The sequence below is a fragment of the Tsukamurella hominis genome (genome assembly GCF_965137015.1).
Classification (GTDB): Bacteria; Actinomycetota; Actinomycetes; order Mycobacteriales; family Mycobacteriaceae; genus Tsukamurella; species Tsukamurella hominis.
Window position 1 is genome coordinate 144631 of sequence record NZ_CBCRZG010000001.1, and the last position, 15239, is coordinate 159869.

At 73.6% G+C, this 15239-nt stretch carries 9 protein-coding genes and 1 pseudogene; 4 read left to right on the forward strand and 6 right to left on the reverse strand.

Annotation, left to right across the window (positions count from 1 at the left end; genetic code table 11):
• Positions 1 to 677 precede the first annotated feature (677 nt).
• Both ACM9LD_RS00705 and ACM9LD_RS00710 read right to left on the reverse strand, forming a co-directional pair.
• Positions 678 to 2081, reverse strand: a pseudogene (locus ACM9LD_RS00705) (acyl-CoA synthetase); the annotation flags it as partial.
• Positions 2078 to 3415, reverse strand: coding sequence for an SLC13 family permease (locus ACM9LD_RS00710; protein ID WP_415674898.1), 1338 nt, complete (start codon positions 3413 to 3415; stop codon positions 2078 to 2080). The gene ACM9LD_RS00710 and the pseudogene ACM9LD_RS00705, both read right to left, overlap by 4 nt.
• Before the next feature lie 100 nt (positions 3416 to 3515).
• Here ACM9LD_RS00710 and ACM9LD_RS00715 point away from each other — a divergent pair, with 100 nt between their 5' ends.
• The gene (locus ACM9LD_RS00715) at positions 3516 to 4259 is read left to right on the forward strand and encodes an IclR family transcriptional regulator (protein ID WP_415674899.1); all 744 of its coding nucleotides are present in this window, start codon (positions 3516 to 3518) and stop codon (positions 4257 to 4259) included.
• Positions 4260 to 4269: 10 nt separating this feature from the next.
• On the opposite strand, the gene ACM9LD_RS00720 is transcribed toward ACM9LD_RS00715, so the two are convergent.
• Positions 4270 to 8736 carry an ATP-dependent helicase gene (locus ACM9LD_RS00720; protein WP_415674900.1) on the reverse strand — a complete coding sequence of 1489 codons (4467 nt, stop codon included), beginning with the start codon at positions 8734 to 8736 and terminating at the stop codon, positions 4270 to 4272.
• Positions 8737 to 8911: 175 nt separating this feature from the next.
• On the opposite strand from ACM9LD_RS00720, the gene ACM9LD_RS00725 reads away from it, so the two are divergent.
• From ACM9LD_RS00725 to mftM, 3 genes are all read left to right on the forward strand, one after another.
• A complete protein-coding gene (locus ACM9LD_RS00725) occupies positions 8912 to 10336 on the forward strand; it encodes a carboxylesterase/lipase family protein (RefSeq protein WP_415674901.1) in 1425 nt (474 codons plus the stop codon).
• A gap of 109 nt (positions 10337 to 10445) precedes the next feature.
• Positions 10446 to 11063 carry an LGFP repeat-containing protein gene (locus tag ACM9LD_RS00730; RefSeq protein WP_415674902.1) on the forward strand — a complete coding sequence of 206 codons (618 nt, stop codon included), beginning with the start codon at positions 10446 to 10448 and terminating at the stop codon, positions 11061 to 11063.
• Between the two features lie 87 nt (positions 11064 to 11150).
• A complete protein-coding gene (gene mftM, locus ACM9LD_RS00735) occupies positions 11151 to 11957 on the forward strand; it encodes a mycofactocin oligosaccharide methyltransferase MftM (protein ID WP_415674903.1) in 807 nt (268 codons plus the stop codon).
• A 6-nt stretch (positions 11958 to 11963) separates the two neighbouring features.
• Here the strand turns inward: mftM and ACM9LD_RS00740 are convergent, their stop codons facing one another.
• From ACM9LD_RS00740 to ACM9LD_RS00750, 3 genes are read right to left on the reverse strand one after another with little or no spacing between them, the layout of a single operon-like run.
• Complete coding sequence (locus tag ACM9LD_RS00740) at positions 11964 to 12620, reverse strand: MadR family response regulator transcription factor (RefSeq protein ID WP_415674904.1); 657 nt, start codon at positions 12618 to 12620, stop codon at positions 11964 to 11966.
• Complete coding sequence (locus tag ACM9LD_RS00745; protein ID WP_415674905.1) at positions 12617 to 13951, reverse strand: MadS family sensor histidine kinase; 1335 nt, start codon at positions 13949 to 13951, stop codon at positions 12617 to 12619. The genes ACM9LD_RS00740 and ACM9LD_RS00745 overlap by 4 nt, the downstream gene beginning before the upstream one ends.
• A complete protein-coding gene (locus tag ACM9LD_RS00750; RefSeq protein WP_415675222.1) occupies positions 13948 to 15120 on the reverse strand; it encodes an iron-containing alcohol dehydrogenase in 1173 nt (390 codons plus the stop codon). Before ACM9LD_RS00750 ends, ACM9LD_RS00745 begins: the two co-directional genes overlap by 4 nt.
• Between the last annotated feature and the right edge of the window lie 119 nt (positions 15121 to 15239).

Below are 15239 nucleotides of genomic sequence, written 5' to 3' on the forward strand. Positions count from 1 at the left end.
GCGCGCATCGCCTCTCGCTCGCCCTCGGGCCAGGGGCCGGACGCGGCGAGCGGGATCTCGGTGAGGAAGCGCCGCTGGGCCTCCGGGATCCGCGTGACGAACAGGTCGGGGTCGCGTCCCGCCGTCGCGAACAGATCCGGGCCGTCGGCGTAGTACGGGTCGATGAGGACGGGACTGCCGTCCGCACGGAGCATGACGTTCGACGGATTGGTGTCGAGCGGCCCGCACCACGGCAGGTCCCGGAGCGCGTCCGCGTGGATCCGGCCCACGACGGCCGCCAGCGCCGCGACCTCCTCCGCGCCCGCCGCGATCGACCGATGGAAGGCCTCCGCGACGTCCGGCGGGGCCTCGGCGAGCCGCTCCATCACCTGCAGGTCGCCGCCGCCCGCCAGCCGGCGGTGCGCGTGCAACACGGGAACCTGCCCGGTGCCGGCCGCCTCCCGGTACAGCGCCGCGGTGTACGGCCCGACGGGGTCGAACGGACTGATCCGCGCGACGAGGGCACCGTCGGGCGAGGCCAGCGCGACGGCCCAATCCCCGGCCCCGCACCGCTCCCAGCCCGCGGCCGCGAAGGCGGCCTCCGCGGCGCGATGATCGGCGTCGGACGGCAGGTCGACGGGGAGCGGGTCCATGGCCCCAGTGTGCCCGGCGGCGTCGGCGGCGGACCCGTCGCCGCGGATCAGGGCGGCCTTCTGCACCTTGCCCATCGCGTTGCGCGGCAGTGCGTCGACGAACCGGATCACCCGCGGCCGCTTGTGCCAGGACAGCTCGCCGGCGACGTGGGCGATGAGCGCCTCGGCGTCCGCGTCGCTCCCGGGTGCCGCGACCACGTATGCGACGATCCGCTGCCCGAGGTCGGCGTCCGGCACGCCCACGACGGCGACCTCGCGGACCTCCGGCCGCGCGAGCAGCGAGGTCTCGATCTCGCCCGCTCCGATCCGGTAGCCGCCGGACTTGATGAGGTCGACGGACTCCCGCCCGACGATGCGGTGTAACCCGGCCTCGTCCTTCACGGCGACGTCGCCGGTGATGAACCAGCCGTCCTCGGTCCACGACGCGGCGGTCGCCTCCGGGCGGCCGAGGTACCCCGCGAACAGCATGGGGCCGCGGACCTCGAGTCGGCCCACGCTCTCGCCGTCGGCGGGCACCTCGGCGCCGTCCTCGCCCCGCAGCCGGGTGTCGACGCCGTCGACGGCGGAGCCCACCCATCCCGGGCGGCGCTCGCCGTCGGCGCGGGTGCTGAGCGTGATCATGGTCTCGGTCATCCCGTACCGCTCGATCGGCGCGTGGCCGGTGAGCGTGCGCAGCCGTTCGAACACGGGCAGGGGGAGCGGGGCGCTGCCGGACACGAGCAGCCGCGCGTCGGCGAGTGCGCGGGCGGACGCCTCGTCCGCGGCGATCCGTCCCCACACGGTGGGGACCCCGAAGTACATCGTGGCCGGCGTCGCGGCGTACCGCTCGGGCACGGCCTTCCCGGTGTGCACCACGCGGGAGCCGATGTGCAGCGAGCCGAGGATCCCGAGGATGAGTCCGTGGGTGTGGAACAGCGGGAGCCCGTGGGCGACGGTGTCGCGGTCGGTCCAGTCCCACGCCTCCGCGAGGGCGTCGATGCCGGCGGCGATCGCCGCGCGGCTGAGTAGGACGCCCTTCGGGGCGCCGGTGGTGCCGGAGGTGTAGAGGATCATCGCGACGGCGTCGTCGGCCGTCTCCGCCTCCTGCGCCGGAACGGATCCCGTGTCCGGGGTGACCCGGTGGACGGGCAGGCCGACGTGCTCGCGCGGCTCGCCGACCCAGGCGGTCGCCGCGGAATCCGCTAGGATGTGGGCGATCTCGGCCGCGCCGGCGTCGGGCGGGACCGGCACCGCGGTGACGCCGGCCAGGAGGCAGCCGGTGACGGCGACGACGGTCTCGAGCGTCGGCGTCGCGCAGATCGCGACGGGTCCGCGGGTGCTCAGCCCGGCCGCGAAGGACAGGGCCGCGGAACGCAGTTGGGCGTGGGAGACGCTGTGGCCGTCGACGGTGACCGCCCGCGGATCGTCGGCACGGGTGCGGTCGCGGAGGGCTGCGAGCAGAGCGGTCATGAGAACACCATTCCTGGAACGATGAGGACGAGCGTGAGGACGATCGGGCCGGCGACGACCATCGACAGGCCCCAGCGGGTGAGCAGCCGGGTCATGCGCGGCCGTTCGGCCTCGTCGACGGTGGTGGCGACGTAGGTCGCGCCGACGGTGGAGAAGGGCGAGACGTCGACGATCGACGAGCACACGCCGATCGCGCAGATCAGGGCCCAACCCGGGATGCCGCCGTCGGCGATGAGCGGGAGCGCGAGGGGCACGAGCGCGGCGAGCATGCCTGTGGTGGAGGCGAACGCCGAGATCAGGCCGGCGGCGGCGCAGAGCAGCAGCGCGGCGACGAGCGGGGACCCGAGGTGGACCGCCTGCCGGCCGAGCATGTCCACCACGCCGAGCTGGGTGAGCACGCCGACGAAGGTGATGATGCCGCCGACGAGAAGGACGGAGCCCCAGTCGATCCGGGTCATGGCCTGCTTGCCCGCGGCGGGGTCGACGAGGGCGAGGACGGCGCCGAGGGCGAAGCCGAGGACGCCGATGTCGGGCTCGAGGCCGCTGACCGAGAGCGCGATCACCGTGCCTACCAGGCCCGCCATGGCGACGACGGTGAGCAGCTGGATCGGCGTCGGCTTGCCGGGGCGCGCAGGCTCGGCGGCCGGGCCCGCGTCGACGGCGAGCGTGGTCTGGCCGGACTCCGCGAGCGCGGCACCGCGGGCGACCATGGCCTCGGCGAAGGCGGGCGTGCGGCGCTCGGCGCGCGAGCGTCCGAAGAGGGCGTAGGCGACGGCGACCAGCACCAGGTTGACGGCGACGGCGACGCCGAACAGCAGGAGCGGGCTCAGCGCGATGCCCGCGGCGTCCGCGGTGCCCCAGGTGATGATGCCGAACAGGCTGGTGGGCGCGAAGGCGCCCGCGCTCAGGCCGGCGCCCATGGCGAGCGCCATGAGCATCGGATCGATGTTCCGGCGGTGCGCGATGCTCATGCCCATCGGCGCCATCACCAGGCCGCCGAGCGGGGCGCCCATCGCCGAGAGCGCGGCGGTGAGGACGAAGAAGACGACGGGGAAGAGCTTGTCCCGCCCGCCGACCCGGGCGAGGGAGGATTCGATGAGCCAGTCGACGGTGCCGTTCGCGTGGGCGACGCCGAAGAAGTAGGTCACCCCGACGAGCAGCACGAGGATGGACAGCGGGAACCCCGCGACGACGTCCTTGAGCGCCATGTCCGCGACCCAGAGCCCGACGCCGCACGCCGCCGGGAACATGACGATCCCGATGTTCACGTTCCGGGCGGCGGACAGGGCGAAGATCGCGACGAATACTCCCAGCGCTATCAGTTGTGCTGACACGGGGACCTCTTCCTCTATCGGTCCACTGTGTGGCACAATGGACTACTGAATGGACCAGCGGGATGTAATGTAGATCACGACCGAGGAGCGGGGCAAGGGAATGGCGACGAACAGTGTGGTCTCGGCGTTCAAGGTGCTCGAGGCGGTGGCGCGCATGCAGCCCGTGGGGCTCTCCGAGCTCGCCCGCGCGGTGGAGCTCCCCAAGAGCACGACCCAGCGGTGCCTGCTGACGCTCCAGGAGGTGGGGTGGCTCGCGCCTACCGAGAGCAGTCCGCCGCGGTGGCAGATGACCTATCGCGCCATCGCGGTCTGCGGTCGCGCCGGCGTCGGGCGCGGGTTGCGTGACGTGGCGATCTCCACCATGAACGAGCTGCAGCTCGCGACGACGGAGACCGTCCACCTGTGCGCGCCCGACGGCGATTCGCTGGTGCTCATCGAGCGCCTGGACACCTCGCACCCGCTGCGCGCCTTCCTGCCGCTGGGAGAACGGATCTCCTTGCACGCCAGCGCGACCGGGCTCGCCTACCTGTCCGCGTGCGCGGCGGAGACCATCGACGAGTACCTCGCCGGACCGCTGGTGGCGTCGACGCCGGATTCGATCACGGACCCGGGCCGGCTCCGCGAGGTGCTCGCGGAGGTGGCGGGGCGGGGCTATTCGACGAACGTCGGCGGGCTGTCCGTGGGGATCAGCTCGATCGGCGCCCCCATCCTCGACCACGGCGGAGCCCCGGTCGGTGCGATCTCGGTGTCCGGTCCGAGCAGCCGGCTGGTCGAGGACCGCTTCGACGAGCTCGGGCCACAGGTCGCCGGCGCAGCCGCGCGGATCGGCCTTCTCCTGCAGTGACTCCCGCAGGTCAGCGCACGCGCAGCCCCTTCGGGGTGCGCGCGAAGCCGGCCGCCGCGAGCGCGCCGGCCAGCGGCGAGGTGAGGGCGGGGTCACCGTCGACCTTCTCGACGGTGAGGCCGCCGAGCCGCGGCGCCGCCCCCGCGAGCGCGGTGAGGGCGGCGTCCGGGGCGTCGGTGAAGGTCAGCAGGGTGCGGCCGCCGCGCTCGACGAACAGCGCGAGCGCACCGTCGACCAGCACGACGAGGGCACCCGCCTTGCGGCCGGGCCGGGCACCGTCGGGCGTCTCCGGCCAGGGGAGCGAGGCGCCGTACGGGTTGGCGGGGTCGGTGGCGGCCAACACCAGCGCGGACGCCTCGCCCCGCTCCTGGGCCCGCTCCAGCGCGGACGCCGCGTCGCGCAGTGCGTCGACGGTGCCGCCCCGCGCGAACTGCGCCGCCCCCAGCCGCTCGATGAAGTAGCCGCGCCGCGCCTTCCCGGACTCCTCGTACGCGGCCAGGGTGCGATAGATCCGGGCGAAACCGCCCTCGACGTGCTCGGCCATCACGGCGCCGCGGGTCACCACGCCGTACCGCTCCAGCAACTGCTCCGCCAGGGCGGCGGACTGCTCCGTGGCGCTCGCCTCCGCCGGCGCGGGCGGCAGCGACCAGCGGCCGGCGACCATGGGCGGCGACTGGTCCACCGCGACGCGGAACCGCGCGCGGGGAGCGCGCCGCGGCGTGCGATGCGCGGTGGCGCGGCGCCCGCCCGCGAGCCGGGCCCGGACCGGCGCGAAGGTGTCGCCCGTGAGCCGGCCCGCCCACACCAGGTCCCACAGCGCCTCCGGGGTGGCGCCGGTGAGCTGGCGGTAGAAGTACGCGCCGCCGCCACGGACCGCGTCCTCGATCGCCTCGTGCGCCGCGGCGGTGTCGAGCGCGCCCGGCGGGGGCAGGGTGAGCGGCGCGAGATCCGCGGGGTGGAAGGCGATCCAGCCGTCCTGCGCGCCGATCGCTCCGTGCCCGGTCCACACCACCTCGCCCGTGCCGGTCAGCTCGTCGAGCATGGCGGGCGAGTAATCGGCGACGCGCTGCGGCAGCACGAGAGACTCCCACGCGGAGGCGGGGATCGGGACCCCGGCCAGCTGGTCGATCACGGCGGCGACGCCGTCGATCCCGCGCAGCGGGGCCTTGAGGTGGTGCCAGCCCGCGAGGAACTCGGCGTAGGCGCGCTCGGGCACCGGCTCCACGTCCTGCCGGAGCCGGGCGAGGCTGCGCTGCCGGATGCGCCGCAGCACTTCTGCGTCGCAGAACTGCGGGACCCCGTCGACGCCCGCGTCCTCGCCGTCCGGGACGAAGCGGCCCTCGATCACCTTTCGCGACGCGACCAGTTCGGTCAGCGGGCGCTGTACCACCGCGACTCCCAGGCCGTAGCGGGCGGCGACCTCGGCGGCGGTGAACGGGCCGTGCCGGCGGGCGTACCGGGCGACCAGGTCGCCGACCGGGTCCGGTACCGCATCCGTGAACGCGGACGCGATGCCCGGCTGCAGGGGGACGCCGAGACCGTCGCGCAGCCGCGCCGCGTCCTCGACGGCGGCGACCCACCCGTCGCCGTATGCGAAGGCCCTTCCCGCGCCGAGCAACTCGTCGACCGCGGAGGGTGCCCCCTCGGAGCGCTCGTCGATCTCCGCGCGGGTGAGCGGGCCGAGTTCGCGGATCAGGTCCGCCACCTGCTCGACCGTCCGCGCCCGGTAGCCGGGCGCCGTGCGCTGCAGCTGCGCCGCGATCTCGGCGAGGATCTCGGCGTCCAGGAGCTCGGTGAGCTCGACCCGGCCGAGCAGCTGGGAGAGCACTGCCGGGTCCAGGCTGAGCACGGCGGCGCGGCGCTCGGCGAGCGGCGCATCGCCCTCGTACATGAACGCGCCGACGTAGCTGAACAGCAGCGAGGCCGCGAAGGGAGACGGCGCGACCGTCTCCACCTCCGCCAGTCGGACGGTGCGGGACTCGAGCGAGCGGTGCACGGCGATCAGCTCCGGGACGTCGTAGACGTCCTGCAGGCACTCGCGGACCGCCTCGAGCACGATGGGGAACTGCGGGTAGCCGCGCGCCACCTCGAGCAACTGGCTCGCGCGCTGGCGCTGCTGCCAGAGCGGCGCCCGCTTGCCTGGGTCACGGCGCGGCAGCAGCAGCGCCCGGGCGGCGCACTCGCGGAACCGCGAGGCGAACAGGGCACTGGATCCCACGGCCTCGGTGACCAGGGCGTCGATCTCGTCCGGTTCGAAGCGGAAGAGCTCGGCGCCGGGCGGCGCGTCGTCGGTGTCGGGCAGGCGGACGAGGATCCCGTCGTCCGTCGCGGTGACCGCGCCGGAGAGCCCCAGGGCGGCGTTCAGCCGCGCGCCGATCGCGAGCGCCCACGGCGCGTGCACCTTCATCCCGAGCGGCGAGTGCAGCGCCACGCGCCAGTCGCCGAGTTCGTCCCGGAACCGTTCCACCACGAGCGTGCGGTCGGTGGGGAGGACGCCCGTGGCCCGCTGCTGCTCGTCGAGCAGCGAGACGAGGTTGTCGGTGGCCCACTCGCCGAGGCCGACGTCCTGCGCCCGCGCGCGCTGCTCGGGCGCGCCCAGCGCGGTGAACTCGCGGGTGAACCTCCCGATCGCGCGGCCCAGTTCGGCCGGGCGGCCGACGGTGTCGCCGATCCAGAAGGGCAGCCGGCCGGGTTGGCCGAAGGCGGGGGAGACCAGCACCCGATCGTGCGTGATCTCCTCGATCTTCCAACTCGTGGCGCCGAGGGCGAAGACGTCGCCCACGCGGGACTCGTAGACCATCTCCTCGTCGAGCTCGCCCACGCGGGAGGCCTTCTCGCCCACCATGAAGACGCCGAAGAGGCCGCGGTCCGGGATGGCGCCGCCGGAGGTGACCGCGAGCCGCCCGGCGCCGGGACGACCGGTGAGCGTGCCGGCGTCGCGGTCCCAGACCACGCGCGGGCGCAGCTCCCCGAAGTCCTCGGCCGGGTACCGCCCGGAGATCAGGTCGAGCACCGCCTCGTACGCCGAATCCGGCAGCGCGGCATAGGGATGTGCCCGCCGCACCAGGGCGAGCCAGTCGTGCACGTCGAGCCGGTCCATCGCCGCGGCGGCGATGGTCTGCTGCGCCAGCACGTCGAGCGGGTTGCGGGGGACGACGAGCTTCTCGATGGCGCCCTCGCGCATCCGCTGCACTGTGACGGTGCTGTGCAGCAGGTCCGTGCGGTGCTTGGGGAAGAAGACGCCGCGGCTGGGCTCGCCCACCTGATGGCCGGCGCGGCCCACGCGCTGCAGGCCTGCGGCCACCGACGGCGGCGCCTCCACCTGGATCACCAGATCGACCGCGCCCATGTCGATCCCGAGTTCCAGGCTGGACGTTGCGACCACGCAGCGGAGGCGGCCGGACTTCAGGTCGTCCTCGATGATCGCGCGCTGCTCCTTGCTCACCGAGCCGTGGTGCGCCCGCGCGAGCACCGCCTCCGCGCCGTGCGTCTGGCCGCTGCCCAGCACCTGCGCCGGGGAGCCGCCCGCGACCGCGGGGTTCGGCGGGCCGGCGTGCACGCCCGACGCCAGCTCGTTGATCCGGGCCGTGAGCCGCTCCGCGAGCCGACGGGAGTTGGCGAAGACGATGGTGGAGCGGTGCCGTTCGATGAGCTCCACGATGGACGATTCGACGTGCGGCCACAGCGAACCCTGCTGCACCGGATCGTCCGGATCGTCCGAGACCACGTCCAGCTCCGTCATGTCCGGGACCGGCACCGTGACGGTGAGCTCGAACTCCTTCTGCGACGGCGGGCGCACGACAGTCGCCGGCCGCGGGCCGCCGAGGAACGCCGCCACCTCCTGCGCCGGCTCGACGGTGGCGGACAGCCCGATCCGCTGGGCGGGCTCGTCCAGCAGCTCGTCGAGGCGCTCGAGCGAGAGCGCGAGGTGCGTGCCGCGCTTGGTGCCCGCGACGGCGTGCACCTCGTCGACGATGACGGTGCCCACCTGCGCCAGGGTCTCGCGGGCCTGCGAGGTGAGCATGAGGAAGAGCGACTCGGGCGTGGTGATGAGGATGTCCGGAGGCCTGCGGACGAGCTGCCGCCGCTGCTGCGCCGACGTGTCGCCCGAGCGCACGCCGACGGTGACCACCGGAGCCGGCTCGCCCCGGCGCTCCCGGACCCGGGCGATCCCCGCGAGCGGCGCGCGGAGGTTGCGCTCGACATCGACCGCGAGGGCCTTGAGCGGTGAGACGTAGAGCACGGAGGTGCCGCGCGGACCGTCGGACTCCGACGGTGCGGGGCGGTCCGCGAGCCGATCGAGGGCCCAGAGGAACGCCGAGAGGGTCTTGCCCGAGCCGGTGGGCGCAACGACCAGCGTGTTGTTCCCCTGCGCGATCGAGCGCCAGGCGCCGGCCTGCGCCGCGGTGGGCGCGGCGAAGGACTCGGCGAACCATTCGGCGGTGGCGGGCGTGAACGCCCGGAGGGCGTCCGGCATGGGTCCATCATGGCGCAGCCCTCCGACATGTGGCCGCGGCCCGGAAGTGCCGCAGGTGTGCATCGGTCGGTCGCAAAGCCGTCGCTGCGTCGCGAGTTCTGATTGAATCGCAAAGGACAACTGTTGACAATGGGCCGTCCGGGCGACCGCCGGCCCTCACGAAGGGTGGTACGGAGTGAGTGGACCCCGGGTCGCGTGTCCGGCCGGCGAGATCAGCGGCGCACTGGTGGGAGGTGTCGCGCGGTACCTCGGGATCCCGTACGCCAAGCCCCCGGTGGGGGAGCGGCGGTTCGCGCTCCCGGAGCCCGCGGATCCGTTCGACGGGGTCTTCGAGGCCACCGCGTTCGGGCCCACACCGCCGCCGTCGATGGAGCTGCCGGAGCCGTACACCTACCCGGTGATCGAGGGCGACGACTGGCTCACCCTGAACGTCTGGGCCCCGGCCGACGCGAAGCCGGGGGATGCGCTGCCCGTCTACGTGTGGATCTACGGCGGCTCGTTCGCCATGGGCAACACCGCCCAGTCGCTGTTCGACGGGACCGCTTTCGCGCGCGACGGTGCGGTGTACGTCTCGGCGAACTACCGGGTGGGCCTCGAGGGCTTCACCCACCTGCCGGACGCCCCCGACAACCGGGGGCTGCACGACCAACTGCAGGCGCTGCGCTGGGTGCAGGCGAACATCGCCGCGTTCGGCGGCGACCCGGGGCGGGTGACGATCGGCGGCGAGTCCGCCGGGTCGATGTCGGTGTCGTCCCTCGCGACCACCGAGTTCGCCGGGAAGCTGTTCCACCAGGTGATCTGCGAATCCGGCATCGGCGTGGCCGCCGACGTGCCGACGGCGGCGAAGCTCGCCGACCCGCTCAAGGCGGCCCTGGGCCTGCACCTGACCGCGGAGGCGCTGCGCGAGAAGGATCCGCGGGAGTCGGCGGCCGCCGTGGCGAAGCTGCTGCACAAGCTGAGCCCGCACAACGTGCTCACCCTGTTCCCGCCCGTGGTCGACGGCGACCTGCTCACCGAGAACCCGGTGAGCCGCCTGGCGAAGGGGCCGGTGCCGGTCCGGATGATCATCGGCAACAATCACAAGGAGTCCGACTTCTGGCGGGTCTTCGGTGAGTTCGTCCCCGGGGACAACCCGCTCAAGGCGCTCGACGTGCTGTTGCGCCCGTTCGGCGACACGGCGCCGATCGTGGGCGCCTACCGGAAGGTGCACGGCGACACGCTGACTCCGGGCGAGATCGTGCTGGAGCTGCTGTCCGACGGCGCATTCGGCGGCCCCAGCTACGCGGCGCAGCGGGGGCAGGGCGAGAACTGCTACGCCTACTACTTCACGTGGCCGTCGAGCGTGCACACGAAGACGGCTATGCACACGCTGGACCTCGGTTTCGCCTTCGACAACGTGGCCGACCCCGGCTTCGCGATGTACGCGGGGGAGGACGCGCCGCAGGCCTTGGCGGACGACATCCACGGGCGCTGGATGGAGTTCATCAGGTCCGGCGTCCCCGGACAGGACTGGAGCCCCTTCCGCTCCGAGGCCGACGTCAAGGTGTTCGGGCCGCCCGACACGCGGAACCTGGACGCGTTGGGCTCCTGGCAGTACTGACGGTAGGTGTGTCGCCGCGCACACGCCCGGCGACACACCAGTGATTGTTGTTGTTTGTGTGACTTGTGTGATTCATGATGTTCGGGAGGTACGGACTGAAGGAGCAGGAATGACCACGCACGTCTCGTCGAACAGCCACCGTCGCGCCTGGGTCCGGGGCGCCGTCGCCGCGGCGGCCGTCGCCGTCGGAATCAGTGGCACCGTCGCCGCGGTCGCCAAGGCCGATCAGCAGGTCGGCCGGTTCCTCGTCAAGGGCCAGATCGAGGTCTCCTACTTCGCGACGGGCGGACCGTCGACGTGGGGCGTGCCCCTCATCCCCGAGACGAACGCCGGTCGCGGCGGCAAGTTCCAGACCTTCAAGAACCAGTCCTCGTTCTACTGGCATCCCGGTGCCGACGGCGGCAACGCCCACCAGATCGGCGGCGCCATTCGCGCGAAGTGGGGCGAGAACCGCTGGGAGAACGGCCCGCTGGGCTACCCGACCACCGACGAGCTGCAGTCCCGCGGCCCCTTCAACGCCGTCACCGGCGCGATGAACGCCTTCCAGGGCGGCGTGATCTACTGGTCGCCCGCGTCCGGCGCCTGGCCGGTGTGGGGCGAGATCCTCGTGAAGTGGAGTGCCGACAAGCGAGAGTCCGGCAAGTACGGCTACCCGACCGGTCCCGAGATCCGCACCGGGAGCACGTTCTCCCAGACCTTCCAGCGCGGCGTGATCACCTGGCCGTGACGGCCGGCGCGTCCCCTCCGACCGGGTAGGCCTCCGCCCCGCCGTCGGCCCGGCGCGGTGCGCCACGGGCGTTCCTACGCTCGGAGGATGATCGATGTGCTCGCCCCGCAGCGACCCGGAACCTGGTCGGACGGAACAGTGACCGTGTCCCGGTCGGCCGGGCCCGACGGGGCGCTCGTCACCGTCGAACGCGCGGGCGGGCGGGTGCACCTGCGGCACCGGCTGCGGCCCGAGCACCTGCGTGACTCCCTCGCGGCGCGCCTCGCGGCCGTCGCGGCGCCGCGTACCGTCGACGAGTTCGAGCGGCTCGTCGTGGGAGCCGTGCGGAGCACCGTCGACGCCGCGGACTCCGCCTGGCTCACCTACTACCGCAACTCCCTCGCGGATCTCGAGTTCGGATGCACGCCCTTCGCGCCCGTCCATCGGCGCGCCGAGGATCTCCTGCTCGGTGCCTCGCTGCTCGACCTGGGCTCCTGCTTCGGCTTCTTCGCCCTGCGCGCGGCCCGCCGCGGCCGGCGGGTCACCGCCTCGGACCTGTGCCCGGGCACGATGGACCTGCTCGCGCGGGTCGCTCCCGACCTCGGGGCCACGCTGCGCACCCTCGCCGCGGACGCCGCCGCGACCGGCCTGCCCGACGGGTACGCCGACACCGTCACCGCCCTGCACCTGCTCGAGCACGTGCCGCCCCCGGCCGGGCGTGCGATCCTCGCCGAGGCGGTGCGGCTGGCCCGCCGCCGCGTGATCGTCGCGGTGCCCTACGAGGACGAGCCCGACGCCCGGTACGGGCACGTGCGCACCTTCACCGCCACGGCGCTGCGCGAGCTCGGCGCCACGACCGGCCTCGACTTCTCGGTCTCCGAGCACCACGGCGGGTGGCTCGTTCTCGACCGGTGACGCTCGCTAGATGATCCCGCGCTTGCTGGCCTCGTACGCCGCCTCGGTGCGGCGGCTCACGCCCAGCTTGCGCAGCAGGTTGCTCACGTGGAACTTGACCGTGGTGGGCGAGATGAACAGTTGCTCGCCGATCCGGCTGTTGGAGTGGCCCTTCGCCAACAGGCGCAGCACCTCAAGCTCGCGGGCGGTGAGGGTGTCGTCGGGCGCGCCGCCCGCGAGCGTTCGCACCACGGCCACGGCGGTGCGGGAGTCGAAGGCGCTCTGCCCGCGCGAGACCGACCGGATGGCGGTCACCAGCTCCGTGGTGTCGACGTCCTTGACCACGTAGCCACGAGCGCCGGCCTGGACGGCCTCCACCACGAGCCGCTCGTCGAGGAACGTGGTGAGCACGAGCAGCGCGATCTCCGGGTGCGCCGCCGTGAGGTCGCGGCACAGGCTCAGGCCCTCGAGTTCCGAACCGCCGGAAAGCTTCAGGTCGATCACCATCACGTCGGGCCGCACGTGCTCGGCCACCGTACGCGCTTCGGCGCGCGAGACCGCCTCGCCCACGACCTCCAGGTCGGGCTCGCGCTCCAGCACGGACCGCAGCCCCTGCCGCAGGATGGCGTGGTCGTCGACCAGCACCAGCCGCGACCGCTCCGTCCGTTCCCGCGTCTCCGTCACGACTCCTCCTCCACCGGTAGCGCGACCTGCACGCGGACGCCGCCGATCCGGGACCGCCGGATCGCGAGCCGTCCACCGCATTCCGCGGCCCGCGCGGCCATGTTGGCCAGCCCGCGCCCGTGGCCGTCGAGGTCGCGCTCCCTGCTGGTGGCGAGCGCGGAGCGCAGCGCCGCGGGATCGCCTGCACCGTCGTCGTCGATGGCGAGCTCGACCGCGTCCGGCCCGTACCGCAGGGAGACCACCGCGCGGGTGGCCTCGGCATGGACGGCGACGTTGAACAGCGCCTCGCCCGCGATCCGCAGCAGCGCGTGATCGACGGCCGTGGGCAACTCGCGGATCTCGCCGCGCACCCGGACCGAGACGGTCAGCTCGTCCGGCTCGTGCACCACGCCGAGCCGCCGCAGCATCTCCGGCAAGGCCGCGTCCTCGTGGTCGTGGCTGTTGCCCAGCGTGTAGATCGCCGCGCGCAGTTGCTCCACCCCGCGTCGCGTCATCTCCTTCGCCAGGTCGAGCCGCTCGGCGCGCTCCGCCGCGGGGATGTCGCTGCGGCACACCTCGATCTGCATGCCCGCGGAGAGCACCGCCTGCGTGACACTGTCGTGCAGCTCGCGCGCGATGCGGTGCCGCTCGTCGTCGAGCACGCGCTGCCGCTGGGCGACGCCGAGCTCGCGCTGCGTGCTGATGAGCTCCGCGTTGCGCACCGCGAGGTCGGCGGCGGTCCGCCGGGCCTGCGCGTGGGCCTGCTCCGAGCGGGTGAGCAGCGTCGCGATGCCCTCGTAGAGGGCCGCGTTGTGCAGCGCGACCGCGGTCTGGCTGGCCAGGATGCTCAACACTGCGGCGTCGGTGCCGTCCAGCTCGCGCCCGTCGGGCACCCAGGCGGCGATCGCGCCGACCACCGCACCGTCGAGCACGAGTGGCACGAACGCGTGCCGCCCCTCGAGCGACGTCCGGTCCGAGACCGTCGCGGGGTCGCGGATCCGCTCGAGGCAGTCGACGACCTCGTAGGGCAGCGGCGGGCCGGTCACTCGGTCCACCAGGTACGGGATGCCGTCGGGGCCCAGCACGAGCCGCCGCATCCCGGCGGCCGTGAGCCGGCCGTCGGTGAGCGCGAAGACCACCCAGTCGGCGCGCAGGTGCTCGCGCGCCACCTCCGCGACCGAGCACACGAGCGTCTCCGGCCCCTCGACGGTGCGCACCAGCGCGCCCGCGATGAGGTCCAGCGCGTGCAGCACGCGCTCGGCGCGCTCTACCGCCCCGCGGTACTGCGGGTAGTAGCTGCTCTTGCCCGACCGGAGCCCGGTGAGCGCGGCGAGGTCGGATTCGGCGGTCACATCGCCGCCCGGAACAGCTCGGTGATCTCGGCGACCGTCGCCGCCCGCGGATTCGTCGTCATGCACGAGTCGTCGAGGCTCTGCGCGGCCAGGCGCGGCAGGACGTCCTCGGGCACGCCGAGCTCCGACAGGCCCCGCGGGACGCCGACCTCCCGCGCCAGCTCCTCGACCCGGTCGGCGACGGCGGCGGCCGCCTCCGCGGCCGGCGCGCTCTGCTCGTCGAGCCCCATCCCGGCTGCGATCGCCACGTACGGCGCGGGATCGGCCGCGGCGTTGAACCGCACCACGTGCGGCAGCAGGATGCCGTTGATGACGCCGTGCGGCATGTCCAGGAGCCCGCCCACCTGGTGGCTCATCGCGTGCGCGGCACCGAGGATCGCGTTGGTGAAGGCCATCCCCGCCTCGAGGCTGGCCTGCGCCATGACCAGGCGGGCGGAGATGCTGCGCGGGTTCGCCATGCTCGCGGTCAGGGACTCCGAGACCAGGCCGACGGCCCGCAGTGCGTGGTGGTCGGTCAGCGGGTTGTGCGCGAGCGAGACGTACGCCTCCACGCCGTGCGTGAGCGCGTCGAGGCCGCTCGCCGCGCCCAGCCACTCCGGCATCGTGGTCAGCAGCCGCGGGTCGATGACGGTGACGTCCGGGACCAGTGCCCGGCCCAGGATGGTGACCTTGGTGGCCCGTTCGGTGTCGGTGACGATGCAGAACTGGGAGACGTCGGCGCCCGTCCCCGCGGTCGTGGGCACCATGACCGTCGGCGGGATGGGGCGGGTCACCCGGTCCACGCCCACGTAGTCGAGGATCCGGCCGCCGTTGGTGGCGAGGATCGCCACGCCCTTCGCCGCGTCCATGACGGACCCGCCGCCGATGCCGAGCACCACGTCGCAGCCCGCCTCGGCGTACCGGTCGAAGGCGGCGGCGACCTCGTGGTCCTTCGGATTCGGCGTCACCGCACTGAACACCTCGGGCCGCAGCCCGGCGTCGCGCAGGTGGACGAGGAGCTCGTCGACCCAGCCCGCCTCGATCAGCCCCGGGTCGGTGACGAGCAGTGGCCGCACCGCGCCGAGGCGCACCGCCGCGTGGGCGGCCTCGCCGAGGGAGTCGACGCCGAAGACGATCTCCGGGGCGTGGAACTTGACGGTGCGCGGCACCTCCCGGGATACCAACGGCATCATCGCGGCGCGCTGATCGGGGCCGGCCGCGGGGCGATCATCGAGGTGTTTCACGGGCTGCTCCTCAATGGATCGATGTGACCCATGTTACGTCAGCCCGGGGCGCCGGCGGCGGGCCG